Genomic DNA, 17,310 nt, shown 5'->3' on the forward strand with positions numbered 1-17,310 from the left:
TCGTGCCGAACGCCGCCTTGTTCGCACTCTGTTTTTGATAGCTGCCCGCGCTTATCCAACCTGCGCCAGGGCCTGAAATCTCATCAAGGATGCGCAGACCCCGCCCGCACACGCACCAGTGCCTCGGACACATCGCGCCACGCCGGACGGCCGGGGGCGTAGCGCTGGCGCATGTAGCCCGCCAGCTCGGTGATCTGCGCGTCGCTGAGTGCGTGGCCGAAGCCGGGCATGAAGCCGATGTCGCGCGCAGCAGGCTCGCGGATGCCGTGCACGATGACTTGCAGCAGGTTGTCGGGCCGGTCGCTGTGCAGGTTGCTGTTGAGAGCCAGGGGCACATTCACGCCCAGCAGGCGCGGACCATCGCCGTCGTGGTGGCAGGCGGCGCAGGCACCGTCGAACAGGCGCTGGGCCTGGCCGGGCTGCGGGGCCAGCGCGGCGGCCTGGGCCACGGCGGTTTGGGCGCGCTGCTGCGGGTCAGACACAGGCAGGGTGGCTGGCTGGGTAGCCGCTTCCGTAGCGGTAAACGAGGCCAGGTAGCTTGCCATGGCGCGGATGTCGTCGTCGGGCAAATGCGCTAGCTCGCGCACCACGGGCGCCATGGGGCCGGAGGCGTTGCCGTGCTGCGGGCTGTGGCCGTAGCGCAGGTAGGCGTAGAGCGCATCGGCCGTCCAGGGCACGGGCGCCTTCGAAAGGCCGGTGAGCGCAGGCGCCTCCCAGCCATCAATCATGGCGCCGGAGAGGAACGCAGCCTCGCCCAACTCGGCCCCCAGCGCATTGCGCGGCGTGTGGCAGGCGCCGCAGTGGCCCACGCCCTGCACCAGGTAGGCGCCCCGGTTCCATTCGGGCGGGCGATTCGGGTCGGGCTTGAAGGGCGTGGCGTCGTGGAACAGCGCGTTCCAGCCGGCCATCAAAGGGCGCACGCTGAAGGGGAAGGCCAGTTCCGTCTTGGGCACCTCGGCCCTCACCGCAGGCTGCGCCATGAGGTAGGCATACAGCGCGGTCAAGTCGTCGTCGCTCATCTTGGCGAACGAGGTGTAGGGGAATGCGGGGTACAGGTGCTTGCCGTCGCGCGAGATGCCTTCACGCATGGCGCGCTGGAAGGCGCTGAAGGACCACTGGCCGATGCCGGTCTCGGCGTCGGGCGTGAGGTTGGTGGTGTACACCTTGCCAAAGGGGGTATCCATGGCACGACCACCCGTGTTGGGCGTGCCGCCTGGGGCGGTGTGGCACACCACGCAGTCGCCAGCGGCGGCCACGATGCGGCCGCGCTCAATGGTGGCGGCGTTGTACACCGCGGCGCCTGCTGTCTGCACCACGGGCGCGATGGACGGGCGCCAGCCCAGCAGCGCTGCGCCCATGGCGATGCCACCAGCGACGAGAGCGAGCGCGCGGGCCCAGGGGCTGCGCTGGGTGGGCCATGTGGCGCTGGCGGGCACGGTGGGCGCGGGGAGTTCCAATGTGGGCAACACCTCGGCGGGTTCTGCGGGTTGGCTACCCCCCGCAGCAGCTTCGCCCGCCCCACCGGGCAGGGGATTGAGCCCGGCGCGCACCACCTCGGGGGTGAACGGCGGCGCCCGAAACCGGACGCCCGTAGCGTCGAAGATCGCGTTGGCGATCGCCGCCGTGCCGGGCACCGAGGACGACTCGCCCGAGCCCAGCGGCGCCTCGTCCTGCCGGGGCATGTGCATGACCTCGATGACGGGCACTTCGCGAAAGCTCAGGATCGGGTAGCTGCCCCATTCGCGGTTGTCCACGGCCTGCTTCACGGGCTCAAACGTCACCTGCTCCTTGAGCGCGCGGCTGGTGGTCTGCACCACGTTGCCGTGCACCTGGTGCTCCACGCCGGCCGGGTTGACCATGAGGCCCGCATCGTGCCCCACGACCACGCGGCGCACGTGGACCTCGCCGGTCTTCCGGTTCACGTCCACGTCGGCCACCCAGGCCGCCCAGGCGGCGCCAAAGCCCGGCCATTTGCTGTGGATGTAGCGCGCGTAGGCAAAACCCTGGCCCTGCACCCAGTCGCCGTCCAGCCCGCGCTGCAAGGGGCCGGTGCGGCGCACCCAGCCCGCCTTTTCCGCCGTGGCCTGCACGAGCTCGGCCGCGCGCGGATCGTTCAGCAGCTGCAGGCGGAAAGCCACGGGGTCCACGCCGGCCGCCGTGGCCAGCTCGTCCACATACGACTCGTGCGCGAACGAGTTGGGCAGCGCCGAGACGCCGCGCAGCCACGAGGCCCGCACGATGGGCGCCATGTCGTTCACGGCCACGCGCAGGTTCTCGTAACCGTAGGGCGGGCGCGCGGTGCGGTCGCCCATCTCGTAGGCCTGGGCCACGGGCTCGATGGTGCGCGTGAGCAGCAGGGCCAGTGTGGGCGCGCCGTTGGAGGGGTAGGAGGTCTCGAAGTCGTAGGCCGCCACCGAGCCATCGGCGTTGAGCCCGCCACGCACCTGCATGAGCTGGGCCGTGCCCTTGGGCTCCCACAGGTGCTCCTGCTCGCGCGTGAGCTGCACGCGCACGGGCGCCCCCACAGCGCGCGAGAGCAGCGCAGCATCGGCCGCCACGTCGTCGGCCCCGTTGCGGCCGTAGCAACCCGCAGCCTCCATGCGCACCAGGTCGATGTCCACGTCGGCCAGGCCCATCAGCCGGGCCAGGTCGGCGCGCAGCACATGGGGGTTCTGCGTGCCGGCCCAGACGGCCATGCGGGCACGGCCCGAGGTTTCGTCCTGGCGCCACTCGGCCACCGCGCACGAGGGGCCGATGGAGCCGTGCAGCTGGTAGGGCCACACATAGGTGCGCGGCATGGGCTGGTCGGCAGCGGCCAGCGCGGCATCCACATCGCCCTCGTCCACCAGGCGGCGCTGGGTGGCGGGGTTGGCGCGAATGGCCTGCTCCACCGCTTCAGCGCTGTCCTGGCGCGGGAAACCGGGCCAGTGCTTCCACTGCACCTTCAGCTCGCGCAGGGCTTGCTCGGCCTGCTCCTCGCGCTCGGCGACGATGCCCACGAAGTCGCGGATCACCACCACCGCGCGGATGCCCGGGATGTGGGCGATGGACGACTGGTCCACCGATTCCAGCGTGTTGCCGATGAAGTCGCCATGGTCGGCGCCCGCATAGGGCGGGCGCACCACGCGCCCATGCAGCATGCCGGGCACGCGCATGTCGTGCACGAAGACCAGCTCGCCGCGGACCTTGGCGGGGATGTCCACGCGCGGCACCGGCTGCCCGACCACGGTGTAGTCGGCCGCGGGCTTGGTGGGCGTGGCCTCGGCCAGCTCCAGGGCGGTGTGCGCGCCAGCGAGCAGTTCGCCATAGGCCACCTGGCGCGCCGGTTCGGCGGCCGCCTGCACCACCCCGGCCTGCACCCGCAGGGTGTCGGCCGCCACGCCCAGGCGCGCGGCGGCGCGCGCCACCAGCCAGTGGCGCGCCTGCGCCGCGGCGATGCGCAGCGGCCTGGCGTGGATCTGGATCGAGGCGCTGGCGATGGTCGCACCCTGGTTGGGCGCGCGCGCGGTGTCGCCCAGCACCATGTGCACCCGGGCCAGCGGCACATCGAGTTCCTCGGCCACGATCTGCGCCAGCGCCGTGCGGATGCCCGTGCCCAGGTCGACGTGGCCGTTGAGCGCGGTCACGCTGCCGTCGTCCCACACGGCAATCAGGATTTCGACCCCCTCGGCCGGATTGCCCGCCACCAGCGCGGGCTGGCCTTTGACGGGCGGCGGCGCGGGCGGCGGGTTGCGCACCACCAGCAGCACACCCTGCGCGGCATGGAAGTCGGCGCGGGTCAGGGGTGCGTGGGCGCGCAATGGCCAGGCGCCGGCGGGCGTGGTGCTCATGCCCTGGCCTCCCGCATCAGCACGGCCGCACGCAACACGGCGCGGATGATCTCCACATGGGTGCCGCAGCGGCACAGGTTGCTGGCCAGTTCGCGGCGGATGGCGGCCTCGTCGGGGTCGGCGTTGCGCTCCAGCAGGGCCACGGTCATCATCACCATGCCGCTCAGGCAATAGCCGCATTGCGCGGCCTGCTCGTCGATGAAGGCCTGCTGCACCGGGTGCAGCCCCGTGGCCTGGCCGCAGCGCGCCGGCAGCCCCTCCAGCGTGGTCACGTCGCGCCCCGCCGCGCCCCGCGCGGGGATCACACAGGCCCGCGCGGCCACGCCGTCCACCAGCACCGTGCACGCGCCGCACTGCCCCAGGCCACAGCCGTACTTGGGGCCGTTGAGCTGCAGGTCGTTGCGCAGCACGTGCAGCAGCGTGGCGCCGTCCGCACCGGTGGCGGGCAGTGCGCAGGGCTGGCCGTTGACGGTGGCCGTGGCGCTGGGGGTGGCGTGCATGGGGCGAACGGACTCCTGGCCTTCAGCGCTTCAAGGTGCCCGAGCGCGTGTACATCTCCAGGTCCACGAAGTTGGAGCCATTGTGGTTGCCCGGGCCGTATTGCAGCGGGAAGTCGCCGAGCTTGGTCGTCCCCATGTCCTCCATGGCCTTGATGAAGCCATCGCGCGTGAGGTTGCGGCCCGCGCGCTTGAGGCCTTCGACGAACACGCGCGCGGCGATGTAGCCTTCCAGCATGGTGTAGCTGTCGATCTTCTCGCCGGCGTCGGCGCGGTCCTTGCGGTAGTCCGCCACGATGGGCATGCGGCTGGACTGGGGCGACGGCACAATGCTGGCGGTCACCAGCCCTTCGATGCCGCCGTTCAGGCGCTGCGCAGATCCCGGCGCGTCGGTGATGCCGACGGAGATGGTGTACAGCGGCGCCGCGCTGCCGCTGGCACGGTAGTCGCGCAGGAACACTTCCACCATCTTGCCGGCCATGATCATCACCACGGCACCGGGCTGGGCCTTGGTGAGCGTGGCAACCTGGGGCTTGGCGTCGGTGGCGGCGATCTCCATGGGCACGGATTCCACCACCTTCACCTTCAGGCCCTGCGCGATCTGCAGGCAGGTCTCGAGGTTGGACTTGCCGAACGCGCTGTTCTGGTAGATGACGGCAATGTTGTTGATGCCCAGGGTGGCCAGGTGCCCCACGATTTTGCGCAGTTCCGTTTCGTAGCTGGCGCGCACATGGAACAGATAGCGGTTGTGGTTGGTGCGAAACGAGGTAGTGCCCACCAGTGGCGCAAACATGGGCACGCCCGCCTTCTCGGCAATGGGCATGGCGGCGATCAGATTCCCGGTGGCCACATAGCCGATCAGGGCAAAAACCTTGTCTTCATCAATGAGGCGTGTGGTGTTCTCCGCGGTTTTCTTGGGGTCGTAAGCATCGTCGTGGGAGACGAGTTCCAGCGAACGCCCCTGCACGCCACCGGTCTTGTTGACCTTGTCAAAGTAGAGCGCAATGCCCGCCTTGTAGTCCACCCCGAAATCCTTGGCAGGCCCCGTGAAAACGGCCGACTGCCCCACCTTGATGCGGGTGTCCGTCACCCCGGTCTCGGCGGCTGCCGGGCCAGCCACTGCCAGAGCAGCGGCGGCCAGGGTTGTCAGCACCACCCGGCGGTCGATGCCCCTGTCATCCATCCCACGACATTTCATGAAACGCTCCTTACATCAAAGGCGCAAGTTTCCCTGCAAGCGGAGCGGGTGTGCAACCATTTCTGCGGGGTGTTGTGAATCTGTCAAACCCTGGTACCGCCGCACCAGAGCAGTGCGCCATCAGGCGATATCGATGTCGCTGGACTGAATGCGCTTGACGCCTTTGGCCTTCATGTTGTTCCAGGCGACGTCCAGCGAGCCATTGAGGTCAATGGCCCGGCAGGCATCTTCGACCACATAAGTCTCAAAGCCCAGACGTTTTGCATCGAGCGCCGTCCAGGCCACGCAGAAGTCGGTGGCCAGGCCGGTGACAAACACCGTCTTGATGCCACGCTGCTTCAGGTAACCCGCCAGGCCTGTGGAGGTTTTGCGGTCGGCCTCTTCAAACGCCGAATAGCTGTCCACATGCTGGTGAAAACCCTTGCGCAGAATCACCTGCGCCTGGGGCACCTTGAGGTCTTTGTGCAGGGCGGCATCGTCGGTGCCCTGTACACAATGGTCGGGCCACAGCACCTGCTGGCCGTAACTGAGCTTGGCGGTCTCGAACGGCTTCTTGCCCGCATGGGTGCTGGCAAACGAGGCGTGGCCCTGGGTGTGCCAATCCTGTGTGACCACCACATTCTCAAACGCTGTGGCAATGCGGTTGATGACCGGCACCACTTCGTCGCCCTTGGCCACCGGCAGGGTTCCGCCGGGGACGAAGCAGTTCTGCACATCGACCACGATGAGCGCCGCTCGCTCACCGGGCTTGATCTTGCCCGCCGCCCAGGTGGCGGGGAAACTGGCTCCGGCCACGGTGAATGCGGCCGATTGAAGAAGAAAGCGACGACGCAGGGCTGTTTGCATGGTGAACACTCCGGTTGGGAACGCACTGACACATTGGCCACGGCCCGGTAGGGCCAGGCCCGGGAACGTCTTCAAACACTGAGGTAGGCCCGCCGAACTTCCTCGTTGGCGGCCAACTCGGCCATCGTGGCCTGGTAGCGGATCTGCCCTTTCTCCAGCACATAGGCGCGGTCGGACACCAGCTCCGCAAAGTGCATGTTCTGCTCGGACAGCAGAATGCTCACGCCCTGCTCTTTCAGCTCCAGGATCATGTGTGCCATCTGCTCCACGATGACGGGCGCCACGCCTTCGGAAGGCTCGTCCAGCAGCACCAGGTACGGGTTGCCCATGAGCGTGCGCGCCACGGTCAGCATCTGCTGCTCACCGCCGCTCATGCGCCCGCCGGGGCGCAGAGGCATTTCGCCCAGATTGGGGAAGAGCTTGAACAGGCGCTCGGGCGTCCACACCGGGGCTGACGTGCCATCGGGCCAAGCGCGGGCAGGCTGGCGGCCCACCTCCAGGTTTTCCATCACCGTGAGGTCGGTGAACACACGGCGGTCCTCAGGCACAAAACCCAGGCCCAGGCGCGCGGCGTCATGCGGGTCGCTTTTGGAGATGTCCTTGCCCATGAACTGGATGCTGCCCTTGCGCTTGGCGAGCATGCCCATCAACGTCTTGAGCGTGGTGGATTTGCCGGCGCCGTTGCGACCCATCAGCGCCACGACTTCGCCACGGCGCACATCCAAATCCACGTCATACAGGATTTGCGCCGCGCCGTACCAGGCTTGCAGCCCCTTGGCCTGCAGCAGCAGTTCTTTGGGTTCGTTGGTCTTCATGCTCATGCGGCCTCTGCAGCAGCGGCTGCCGTTTTCTTCTCAAAGGTCTTGCCGGTGCCGAAGTAAACCTCCTGCACCTTGGGGTGGTCGCGCAGCTCCAGCGGCTTGCCCTCGGCAATGAGCCGCCCGCGCGCCAACACGATCATGCGGTCGGCATAGGCGAACACCACGTCCATGCTGTGTTCGGTGAACAGCACGGCCATGTTGCGATCGATCACCAGTTGCTTGGTGAGCGCCATGAGCTCATTGCGCTCCTTGGGCGCCATGCCGGCGGTGGGTTCATCCATGAGCAGCAGCTTCGGGCTGTTGGCCATGGCGATGGCCAGTTCCACCCGTTTCACATCGCCATAGGCGAGCACGCTGCAGGGGCGATCGGCTTGGGACTTCATGCCCACCTGGTCCAGCAGCGCCAGGGCTTCATCGCGCTTGTGGTCCGCGGCCTTGCGCCACATCGAGAACAAACGGCTGTCGCTGGAGATCAGTGCCATCTGCACGTTCTCCACCACCGTGAGCGAAGCAAAGGTTTCGGCGATCTGGAAGGTGCGACCCACGCCCATGCGCCAGATGTCGCGAGGCTTGCGGCCCACCAGCTCCTGGCCGTTAAGCTGGATCGAGCCCACGTCGGCCGACAGCTGGCCGTTGACCATGTTGAAGGTGGTGGACTTGCCCGCGCCGTTCGGGCCGATAAGCGCCAGCAGCTCACCAGCGGCCAGCTCGAAGTGGATGCCATCCACCGCCTTGACGCCACCAAAGGATTTACCCAGGCCTGTGACTTTGAGCAAGCTCATGCCTTGCCCTCCTTCGTGTTCTTGGCTTCGCGCTGGTTGTCAAAGAGCTGCTTGATGGCGCCCGCAATGCCCTGCGGGAAGAGCAGCACCAAGATCAGGATGATGGCGCCCAGCATGGCACGCCAGTAGTCGGTATTGCGCGCCACGGTATCGTGCAGCCAGGTGAAGGTGACGGCACCCACCACGGGGCCAGCCAGCGTCTGAATGCCACCCAGCAGCACCATCACCAGGCCATCGACCGAGCGGCCCACGTGCAGCGTCTCGGGCGAGATGCTGCCTTTGGAGAACGCGAACAGCGCGCCGCCCAGGCCGGCGAACAGGCCGGCGATCACAAAGGCCGTCCACTGCATGCGTTTCACATCGATGCCAATGGCGTCAGCACGCAGCACCGAGTCACGCCCTGCGCGCAGCGCATAACCAAAGGGCGAGAACAGCACGCGGCGCAGCAGCAGCACGCCGCCCACTACCAGGGCCAGCGTGAGGTAGTAGTAATTGCGTTTGTCCGACAGCCACTCTGCAGGCCACACGCCCGTGAGGCCATTGCTGCCGCCCGTGAATCCATCCCACTGGTAGCAGATGGCCCAGGTGATCTGGGCAAACGCCAGCGTCAGCATGGCCAGGTAGACGCCCGACAGGCGCACACAGAACCAGCCGTAAAGCAGCGCACCCGCAGCCGCCGCCAGCGGCGCCAGCACCAGCGCCAATTCCATGGGAATACCCGCCGAACGCACCAGCAGTGCGGCGGCATAGGCGCCCAGGCCAAAATACGCCGCATGGCCGAACGAATGCATCCCAGCCGGGCCCATGATGAAGTGCAGGCTGGCCGCAAACAGCGCGGCGATCAGCAGATCGATCATCAGTACCGTGAGGTACGGCGAGCCCGTGGTCAGCAACGGCAGCAGTACCAGCGCCGCCACCAGCACCGCCCCGCCGATCTTGAACCAACGCTCGGGCTCACGCAGGGGCGCTTCGGGCAGGCCGGTGTTGCGGCTCACGCCCTGTGGCTTGCCCATGAGGCCCCAGGGGCGCCAGACCAGCACCACGGCCATCACCAAAAATTCAACCACCAGCGTGAGCTTGGAGAACGACACGCTGATGCCAAAAATCTCGACGACGCCCAGCCAGATGCAGATGGCCTTGATCTCGGCGATCAGCAGCGCGGCCACATACGCGCCTGGAATGGAGCCCATGCCCCCCACCACGACCACCACAAAGGCGGCGCCGATGGTGTTGAGGTCCATCTCCAGCGTGGCCGGCTCGCGCGGCAATTGCAGCGCGCCGCCCAGGCCCGCCAACAGCGCGCCCAGCGCGAACACCGCCGTGAACAGCCAGGCCTGGTTCACGCCCAGCGCGCTGACCATCTCGCGGTCTTGCGTGGCGGCGCGCACCAGCGTGCCCCAACGCGTGCGGGTGAGCAGCAGCCACAGCAAGCCCAGAACCACCGGCCCGACAACGATCAGAAACAGGTCGTAGGACGGAAACTGCCGACCCAAGATATTGACGGAGCCCGACAACCCCGGCGCGCGCGGACCCAGCAGCTCTTCAGGCCCCCAGAACCACAGCGCGGCGTCCTTGATGACCAGCACCAGCGCAAACGTGGCCAGCAGCTGGAACAGCTCGGGTGCCTTGTAGATGCGGCGCAGCAGCACCACCTCCACCAAAGCGCCCAACGCCCCCACCACGACGGCCGCCAGCAGCAGCGCAGGCCAGAAACCCAGGCCCGTACCCAGCTTGGCCACCAGCGAATAGGCAACGTAGATGCCCACCATGAAGAACGAGCCGTGCGCAAAGTTCACGATGCGCGTGACGCCGAAGATCAGCGAGAGCCCGGCCCCCACCAGGAACAGCGAGGAAGCCCCCGCCAGTCCGTTGAGCAGCTGAACGATAAAACTCGAAAAACCCATCTCTGGTCTCCACGGCGCGAACTACGCACCGCCCACAAGCGTTGAAACTGGCGCACTCCAGACCAGGGCAGCCGAGCAAGGGCCGCCCCGCAGCGAGGGCTGCGTCCCCCTTCCCGCGCGCAGCGCGAGAGAAGGGGGAAGACGCGAAGCGTCTCAGGGGGGGTTGTTGCTTATTCAGCAGGACGCATCTTCTTGACTTCGTCGTTCGAAGGCTGGACCTTGGCACCATCGATGTACCGGTAGTCCACCATCACACCCTTGCCGCCTTCGTTCTTGGTGCGGCCCACATAGCCACCCATGGTGGACTGGTTGTCTTCGGGGCGGTAGGTAATACGGCCAAACGGTGTAGGCACCTGCAGGCCCTTGAACGCGGCCACGAGTTTTTCGGTGTCGGTGGAACCGGCCTTCTTCATACCTTCGGCCAGCGACTTGATGGCGCTGTAGCCCACGATGGAGCCCAGGCGCGGGTAGTCGTTGAACTTGGCCTGGTAGGCAGTCTGGAAAGCCTTGTGCTCGGGCGTCTGGATGCCATACCAGGGGTAGCCGGTGACGATCCAGCCGTTTGGCGCTTCGTCCTTGAGCGGGTCCATGTATTCGGGCTCGCCCGTCAGCAGACTGACCACCTCACGACCCTGAAACAGGCCACGCGTATTGCCTTCGCGCACAAACTTGGACAGGTCGGCACCGAACAGCACGTTGAAGATCGCATCGGGCTTGGCGTCGGCCAGGGCCTGCACCACGCTGCCCGAATCGACCTTGCCCAACGGCGGCGCCTGCTCGGCCACGAACTCGACATCGGGCTGTGCAGCCTTGAGCAGCTGCTTGAACGTGGCCACCGCAGACTGGCCATACTCGTAGTTGGGGTACACCAGCGCCCAGCGCTTCTTCTTGAGGGCTGCCGCCTCGGGCACCATCATCGACACCTGCATATAGGTGGAGGGACGCAGGCGGTAGGTGTAGCGGTTGCCGTTCTGCCAGACGATCTTGTCGGTCAGTGGCTCGCCCGCGAGGAAGAAGAATTTCTTTTGCTTGGCAAAGTCGGTCAACGCCAGCCCGATGTGCGAGAGGAACGAGCCAGTGAGCACATCGACCTTTTCGCGCGACACCAGTTCTTCGGCTGCGCGCACGGCGTCGCCTGGGTTGGCGTTGTCGTCGCGGATGACGAGCTGGACCTTCTTGCCCAGAACACCGCCCGCAGCGTTGATCTCATCGACCGCCAGCTCCATGCCTTTCTTGTAGGGCTCCAGGAAAGCAGGTTGCGCCTTGTAGCTGTTGATCTCGCCAATCTTGATGACATCCTGGGCGTGCACCACAGGGGCCAGCGTGAGGGCCAGCGCGGCTGCGGCCGTGGCACGCATGAGGTTTCGTCGCATCGTCATGGGGAAGCTCCTGAAAGGTGGGGTTGGGAAAGGGATCGGTGGGTGTGCTCGGGATGGTAGTGCGCGCTCAACGCAGGCCATCCTCGCCTTTGATTTCGGAAACCTGAAGACCGCCGATACGCGCCAGCGGACGACCGCTGTCGGTGACAACAACGGCCACCACAATTTCGTTGGCGCGCGGCGCGTCGGCCACACGGGCTTCCATCGCATCGAAATGGCTGCGCACATAGGCGGCATCCTTGTGGCCAAGGGGAACGTCAATCGCAGCACCCAGGCCGCCGATCTTTTTGCTCGAAGGCACAAGGGCTGCGCCTTTCTCGACCGCCACACGCAGTGGCGCGCCCAGCTTCGGGTGGAGGATGGCGGCAGCATGCTCCAGCTCGCCCGCCTCGCCCACGATGGCAGCCTTGCCATAGCTGTGCGACTGGCCGGGAGCGATGCCCAGGGCCGCAACGCAGCGAGCACCCAGCAGCGCGCCCAGCTCTTCGCCGATGGCCACGAGTTCATCGAGGTTCTCGACATAGCGGCCAGCGCAGGGGTTCTCGATCACGGCCATGGCCAGCGCTTTGCGCACAGGCGGCTGCAATTCTCGCCCCATTTCCACGCGGACTTCGTCAGTTTGAACAATGATCTTCCGAATCTTGGCGGGCATGTTGTGGTCTCCTTGGGTCTTGTGTTTACGCAGTAGATCAGCGCAGGCCGTTCCACTGGCTGATGTCCGCGGCCTTCAGGCCTCCGACGCGCGCATGGATGCGAGCGCCTGTGGACATGGCCAGGATGAAGACGATTTCATCCGACACGGGCGCGCCGGGCACACGCACTTCGATGGCATCGAAATGGCTGCGCACATAGCTCGCGTTGATGTGGGTCAGTGGCACATCCAGCGCTGCGCCCGGGCCTCCAACCTTTTTGGTGGAAGGCACGATGGACAGCGCGTTGGCGGGCTGCCCCGTCTTCTCTTCGGCCTGGCCCTTGGCGTAAGCGTTGCGGTCGCCCTTCCAACCCAGCAGCTCGCGCATGGCGTACCCACCGGGCACATGCCACAGCGCGCCATGCTCCAGTTCCCCAGCCGCCCCCACGATGGCGCCCTTGCCATAGGTTTCGATGCGTTCGGCAGGCACTGCCATGGCCCTGAGAAGGCGCTGGGCCATGTCCAGCCCCACGTCCTGCAAGGCGTCCATCATGGGGAGGATGTCGGGCTCGTACCGGCCCGCAAAAGGGTTGGTCAGCACCGCGCCGATGGCACCACGCAGAAGCGGCATATCGGCCACCGGCCCGAATTCGTGCCTGATTTCCTCAAGATGGGTGAAAACGCGTCGTATCTGGATCATTTTTGAAGACCTGTGCAATTCGTTAAGCAAATACTGAACCAACTTCCGATTCCGTCACCCATTCCGCCGGCCACTTTGCACCCGCAATGGCTTCTGGTGCCGCCGTTGCCACAAACTGTCCCTGGCACGCCAGGAGTGCAAACCACAGCAAGCCGCCGGACTGCAATTCTTGCGCCTTTTGCAGCCCCTGCTGCAAGGCCCGGCGCACCTGCCCTTCTGGCAAAGCAGGTACGTCCACAGTGACAGGAATGGCACCGAGATCGCTGTCGTCCCGCACCAAACACGCCGGCATGCGGCCAATGCGCGCATCCTGCACATTGACAGCGTTGGCCACGATGGTCGCCGCCGCATCGGCCTGCGCGGCCGTGCGCGCCAGCACCGTGACGCTGTCGGCAATGCCCAGAGACTGGCTGCGCCCGCGCCAGCCACTGGTCGCCACACCCCGCACCGGCATGGCGCTGGTGACGCGGATCTTCCCGTCGAGCACCAGGCCGCTGTGCAACTGTGCGGCGCTCAGTGCTGCAATGTCAGCGTACACCCCCACCGTGACGGACTGCCCAGATGCCAGGTGCAGGGCAATATCACCTCCGTTGTTGACCCAGGCACGGTCAATGCTTGGCTGGTCATAGCCCGCCAGAATCTCCTGCGCCACGGCACCCGCCACCGCCGCCATCGACGTGATGAAGCCTGCGCGGTAAGGAGCGCACGCCTCCCACATGCGACGCGCCACCGCACCCTGCAACACACAGAGGTCACCCACGGGCGCCCTCAGGCCGGGGAGTTCGTCCACCAGCTCCTGCAGCAGCCCTTCAAAGCGGTGCCAAGCGCGCTCGTGCGCCTGCGCCACGGCGTCGCGTCCCCCTTCAGCCTGGAGGATGAGGTCCATCGGCCCATGCTGGAAATGCCAGCGGCCATCGGGCAGGAGCTTGCGACAAGCGTTCACGGCGTGTACCCACTCAGCCTAGCAAGGGCGGACGACCCAACGGCCACGGATTGGCGGCGGGCAAGGTCTGCCACACGCGCGCCTGCGGTGCTCCGTCGTTGTGCCAGGCACCACGCTCCAACACCTCGCGCAAGCTTCGGATCTGGTCGGTATGCCCGCCCAGCGCTTCGTAGTCCGCGCGGCGCATGCTGAACTCGATGGGTGCGACGATGGCGGGCGTGGGCACAGTGCCAAAGCTGTTGTCGGGCATGCGCAGCACATCGGCCATCACCGTGATGCCGCCCCCTGGCCACACATAGGCCGGTGCGCCGCCGCAGGTCACGTTGACCAGCGCATTCTTGATGGCACGCGTGAGCAGCACCGGGTTTTCGGTGACCCCCGCGCGGAGGCTGCCGCCTGCGCCGCCGAGGAACAACACGGAGGCCAGCGAGGGCTCGCAGTTCTCGCCGATGCGGTCCACAATGCGGCGGATTTCGGCGGGCATCTCCGCCTCCACCGGGACCAGAGTGTCGTCGAGCACATACCAGCTTGCATGCTCACCCGTGGTGGACGTCATCAAAAGGCGCAACCCGGGCCAGGCGATAGATTCGTCCCAGCCCTCGATGATCGACAGCGGGTCGGCGATGTCGGTGCCGCCCCAGCCTGTGCCGGGGTTGGCCACCTGAAAGTAACGGCCCGGCGTGGACTTGCGCCCGCGCATCTGGATGCCCGAGGACTTCATGTCCAGGCAACGACCGGCCTGGTGTTCGGTCAACACACCCGTGATGTGGTCGTCGACCACCACCACCTCGTCGGCGTGGCCATAGAACTGGCGCGCAAAGATGCCGATGGCGGCGGAGCCACAGCCCACGCGCATGCGCTGCTCTGCCACACCATTGACGATGGGTGCGCGCCCCGCCTGGATCACCAGTTGGGAGCCACCGTCGATGGTGAACTCCACAGCCTGCTTGTTGCCGAGCAATTGCATCATCTCGGCTGCGACGCGGCCTTCCTTCTTGGTGCCGCCCGTGAGGTGGTGCACGCCGCCCAGCGACAGCATCTGCGAGCCATACTCCGCCGTGGTCACGTGGCCCACCACCTCGCCTTTGCAGCGCACATTGGCCTGCTCGGAGCCAAGGAAGCGGTCGGTGTCGATCTTCACCTTGAAGCTGCAGTAGCTGAAGATGCCTTCGGTGACTACGGTCACCATGTCCACGCCGTCGGTTTGGGAGCCGACAATGAACGGCGCCGGTTTGTAGTCAGGATAGGTGGTGGACGAACCCACGCCTGTGACGAACACCTCTTCCGACAGCAGCAGATCGCCAGACCAAGGCTGCGGCGCGACCGTCGGTTCCGCCTCGGCACCCTCCTGCGCATCGCTCGCCCCCACACGGCCCGCAAACGGCACCAGTGTGGCCTCGCATGCCTCCAGGGTCTTGCGCAGCAGCACCACAGGGTCTAGCCGCACCAGCACGCCGGCATGGTTGGCATAACGATCACATGCACCTGCACGGCCTTCGGAAATCTGGCACAGCACCGGGCACGCATTGCACTCGACCTTGGCGGCATTCATGCGCTCATTGCGAGGCCGGGCGCGCTCAAGCACCTGCGGCAGTTCTGGCGCATCCATGCCCGGTAGACCATCGGTCTTGGTGTGTTCAGTCATCGTGGCGGCCTATTCATTGCATTGTTGCAAGTGCTTGTACGCTCATTGCATTTTGTGTAGCATTCACTTAACTTAAATGTTGTGTTCACTACATTTATCGCGAATGTAGCGCAATCGTTCATGGTCCGCAATGGTGTTTTTGCGCCCCCAAAAATGGTGCACAAGGAGCCCCAAAATGACGCACGTTGTCACTGACGCCTGTATTCGGTGCAAGTACACCGACTGCGTCGATGTCTGCCCGGTGGACTGCTTCAAGGAGGGACGGGAGTTTCTGGTCATCGACCCCGATGAATGCATCGACTGCGCCGTGTGTATTCCTGAATGCCCGGCCAACGCCATTTACGCCGATACGGACCTTCCCGCCGAGTTTGAATCTTTCCTTGAATTCAACAAAAAGCTTGCGCCTGGCCTGCCCACAATCACCAAAAGAAAGCCTCCCCTCCCAGATGCGGAACAATGGAGGGTTGTGAGCCACAAGCTTTCCGGCCTGGACATCGCGCTTTAGTGTGCTCCAGGGCCTGTACTTCAGCCAGTTTTCTTATTTGCTTCCAACTTATCCATCTAAATCACCATGAGCGCCTTTCTTGAAGAACGCGTCCTGACGGTCCACCACTGGACGGACCGCCTTTTCTCCTTCACCACCACCCGCGACACCGCCCTGCGCTTTTCCAATGGGCATTTCACGATGATCGGCCTGCGCGGCGAGAACGGCAAACCCTTGCTGCGCGCCTACAGCATCGTGAGCCCCAACTACGAAGAGCACCTGGAGTTCCTCTCCATCAAGGTGCCCGACGGCCCGCTGACCTCGCGCCTGCAGCACATCAAGGTGGGCGACACCATCGTGGTGGGCAAGAAGCCCACCGGCACCCTGCTGATCGACTACCTGCTGCCCGCCAAGCGCCTGTACATGCTGTCCACCGGCACTGGGGTGGCTCCTTTCCTGAGCCTGATCCGCGACCCGGAGACCTACGAGAAGTTCGAGGAAGTCATCCTGGTGCACGGCGTGCGTGAAGTGAAGGAACTGGCTTACCACGACTACATCACGCAGGAACTGCCGCAGCACGAGTTCCTGGGCGAGATCGTCTCCAAGCAGCTCAAGTACTACCCCACGGTGACGCGCGAAGCGTTCAAGCACCAGGGCCGTGTGACCACGGTGATCGAAAACGGCCAGATGGCGCGCGACCTCGGCCTGCCCGCACTCAACCCGGAGGAAGACCGCGTGATGATCTGCGGCAGCCCCGAGATGCTGCGCGACCTCAAACACATGATGGAAGAACGCGGCTTCAAGGAAGGCAACACCACGAAGCCCGGCGACTTCGTGATCGAACGCGCGTTCGCAGAGCAGTGATCCCCGGCTGGCCCGCCCTTTGGGGGCCAACTTTATCCACCAGGACCCGCCATGTCTGCCACTCCCACCAAGACCCGGACAGCGCCCACCCGCTCCACCTCTGCCCGCAAGACGGGCGTGCGCGAGCAGGCCGCACAGACCACGCGCGACAACATCCTGAAGGCGGCGACCAAGGTGTTCGCACGCTACGGCTACGAAGGCGGCAGCGTGGAGAAGATCTCCAAGGCAGCCAAGTCCTTCGACCGGATGATCTATTACTACTTCGGCAGCAAGGAAGGCCTGTTCATCGAGGTGCTGGAGGAAACCTACCGGCGCATGAACGATGCCGAGTCCAAGCTCGACCTGGATACCGGCAAACCGGTCGAGGCCCTGCAGGCCGTGATCCGCTTCGTGGTGGGCTACTACCGCAAGAACCCCGAGTTCATCACGCTGCTCAACACCGAGAACCTGCACAAGGGCAAACACATCTCCAAGTCGATGCGGGCCCGCGAATACTCGTCGCCCGCCATCGAGGTGATCCGCCGCGTGCTCGAAAGCGGCCAGGCCCAGGGCCTGTTCCGCAAGGATGTGTCGGCACGCGATGTGTACCTGCTGATCGCCGCCACGGGCTACTTCTACATGTCCAACCGGCACACACTGTCTGCCTTTCTGGGTGAAGACCTGGAGACCCCCGACGCCCTGGTGCACTGGGAGTCCTTCGTCATCGACAGCGTGCTGCGCACCGTTGCGCCAGGCCCCAGCCTGCCCAAGGGCAAGTGATGGGCTGAAGGTCGCCAGTACCCGCCT

The 17,310-nt window shown here is 65.6% G+C and carries 15 protein-coding genes; 3 read left to right on the forward strand and 12 right to left on the reverse strand.

The features are described from left to right. Positions 1-83: 83 nt before the first annotated feature. From IB243_RS09355 to IB243_RS09410, 12 genes are all read right to left on the reverse strand, one after another. On the reverse strand, positions 84-3,830 hold the full coding sequence (locus IB243_RS09355) for a molybdopterin cofactor-binding domain-containing protein (RefSeq protein WP_192426514.1): 3,747 nt from the start codon (positions 3,828-3,830) through the stop codon (positions 84-86). Continuing rightward, positions 3,827-4,330 (reverse strand): (2Fe-2S)-binding protein, encoded by a 504-nt coding sequence (locus IB243_RS09360; RefSeq protein WP_192426515.1) that lies wholly within the window; start codon positions 4,328-4,330, stop codon positions 3,827-3,829. The genes IB243_RS09355 and IB243_RS09360 overlap by 4 nt, the downstream gene beginning before the upstream one ends. Positions 4,331-4,352: 22 nt before the next feature. Beyond that, positions 4,353-5,525 carry an ABC transporter substrate-binding protein gene (locus tag IB243_RS09365; protein ID WP_192426516.1) on the reverse strand — a complete coding sequence of 391 codons (1,173 nt, stop codon included), beginning with the start codon at positions 5,523-5,525 and terminating at the stop codon, positions 4,353-4,355. Positions 5,526-5,645: 120 nt separating this feature from the next. Continuing rightward, positions 5,646-6,371, reverse strand: a complete 726-nt coding sequence (gene pncA, locus IB243_RS09370; RefSeq protein WP_192426517.1) for a bifunctional nicotinamidase/pyrazinamidase — start codon at positions 6,369-6,371, stop codon at positions 5,646-5,648. Positions 6,372-6,442: 71 nt separating this feature from the next. Further along, positions 6,443-7,186 (reverse strand): ABC transporter ATP-binding protein, encoded by a 744-nt coding sequence (locus tag IB243_RS09375; protein ID WP_192427378.1) that lies wholly within the window; start codon positions 7,184-7,186, stop codon positions 6,443-6,445. A 2-nt stretch (positions 7,187-7,188) separates the two neighbouring features. After that, positions 7,189-7,974 carry an ABC transporter ATP-binding protein gene (locus IB243_RS09380; RefSeq protein ID WP_010466855.1) on the reverse strand — a complete coding sequence of 262 codons (786 nt, stop codon included), beginning with the start codon at positions 7,972-7,974 and terminating at the stop codon, positions 7,189-7,191. After that, the gene (locus tag IB243_RS09385) at positions 7,971-9,878 is read right to left on the reverse strand and encodes an ABC transporter permease (protein WP_010466854.1); all 1,908 of its coding nucleotides are present in this window, start codon (positions 9,876-9,878) and stop codon (positions 7,971-7,973) included. The genes IB243_RS09380 and IB243_RS09385 overlap by 4 nt, the downstream gene beginning before the upstream one ends. A gap of 170 nt (positions 9,879-10,048) precedes the next feature. After that, positions 10,049-11,257: an ABC transporter substrate-binding protein gene (locus IB243_RS09390; RefSeq protein WP_192426520.1), complete on the reverse strand. Its 1,209-nt coding sequence runs from the start codon at positions 11,255-11,257 to the stop codon at positions 10,049-10,051. Positions 11,258-11,324: 67 nt separating this feature from the next. Then, positions 11,325-11,909, reverse strand: coding sequence for an amino acid synthesis family protein (locus IB243_RS09395; protein WP_192426522.1), 585 nt, complete (start codon positions 11,907-11,909; stop codon positions 11,325-11,327). A gap of 37 nt (positions 11,910-11,946) precedes the next feature. Continuing rightward, positions 11,947-12,588 carry an amino acid synthesis family protein gene (locus IB243_RS09400; RefSeq protein ID WP_029414376.1) on the reverse strand — a complete coding sequence of 214 codons (642 nt, stop codon included), beginning with the start codon at positions 12,586-12,588 and terminating at the stop codon, positions 11,947-11,949. Positions 12,589-12,610: 22 nt separating this feature from the next. Then, complete coding sequence (locus tag IB243_RS09405) at positions 12,611-13,531, reverse strand: UPF0280 family protein (RefSeq protein WP_192426524.1); 921 nt, start codon at positions 13,529-13,531, stop codon at positions 12,611-12,613. A gap of 13 nt (positions 13,532-13,544) precedes the next feature. After that, the gene (locus tag IB243_RS09410) at positions 13,545-15,176 is read right to left on the reverse strand and encodes a 6-hydroxynicotinate reductase (RefSeq protein WP_192426526.1); all 1,632 of its coding nucleotides are present in this window, start codon (positions 15,174-15,176) and stop codon (positions 13,545-13,547) included. Between the two features lie 175 nt (positions 15,177-15,351). Between IB243_RS09410 and fdxA the strand changes: the two genes are divergently transcribed. The 3 genes from fdxA (at position 15,352) to IB243_RS09425 (ending at position 17,283) form a co-directional block, all read left to right on the forward strand. Further along, complete coding sequence (fdxA, locus tag IB243_RS09415) at positions 15,352-15,681, forward strand: ferredoxin FdxA (protein ID WP_010466846.1); 330 nt, start codon at positions 15,352-15,354, stop codon at positions 15,679-15,681. A gap of 66 nt (positions 15,682-15,747) precedes the next feature. Then, on the forward strand, positions 15,748-16,524 hold the full coding sequence (locus IB243_RS09420; protein ID WP_010466844.1) for a ferredoxin--NADP reductase: 777 nt from the start codon (positions 15,748-15,750) through the stop codon (positions 16,522-16,524). Positions 16,525-16,575: 51 nt separating this feature from the next. After that, positions 16,576-17,283, forward strand: coding sequence for a TetR/AcrR family transcriptional regulator (locus tag IB243_RS09425; protein WP_192426528.1), 708 nt, complete (start codon positions 16,576-16,578; stop codon positions 17,281-17,283). Positions 17,284-17,310 lie beyond the last annotated feature (27 nt).

The organism is Acidovorax sp. ACV01 (assembly GCF_014851495.1).
In the GTDB taxonomy this organism is placed as follows: domain Bacteria; phylum Pseudomonadota; class Gammaproteobacteria; order Burkholderiales; family Burkholderiaceae_C; genus Acidovorax; species Acidovorax radicis.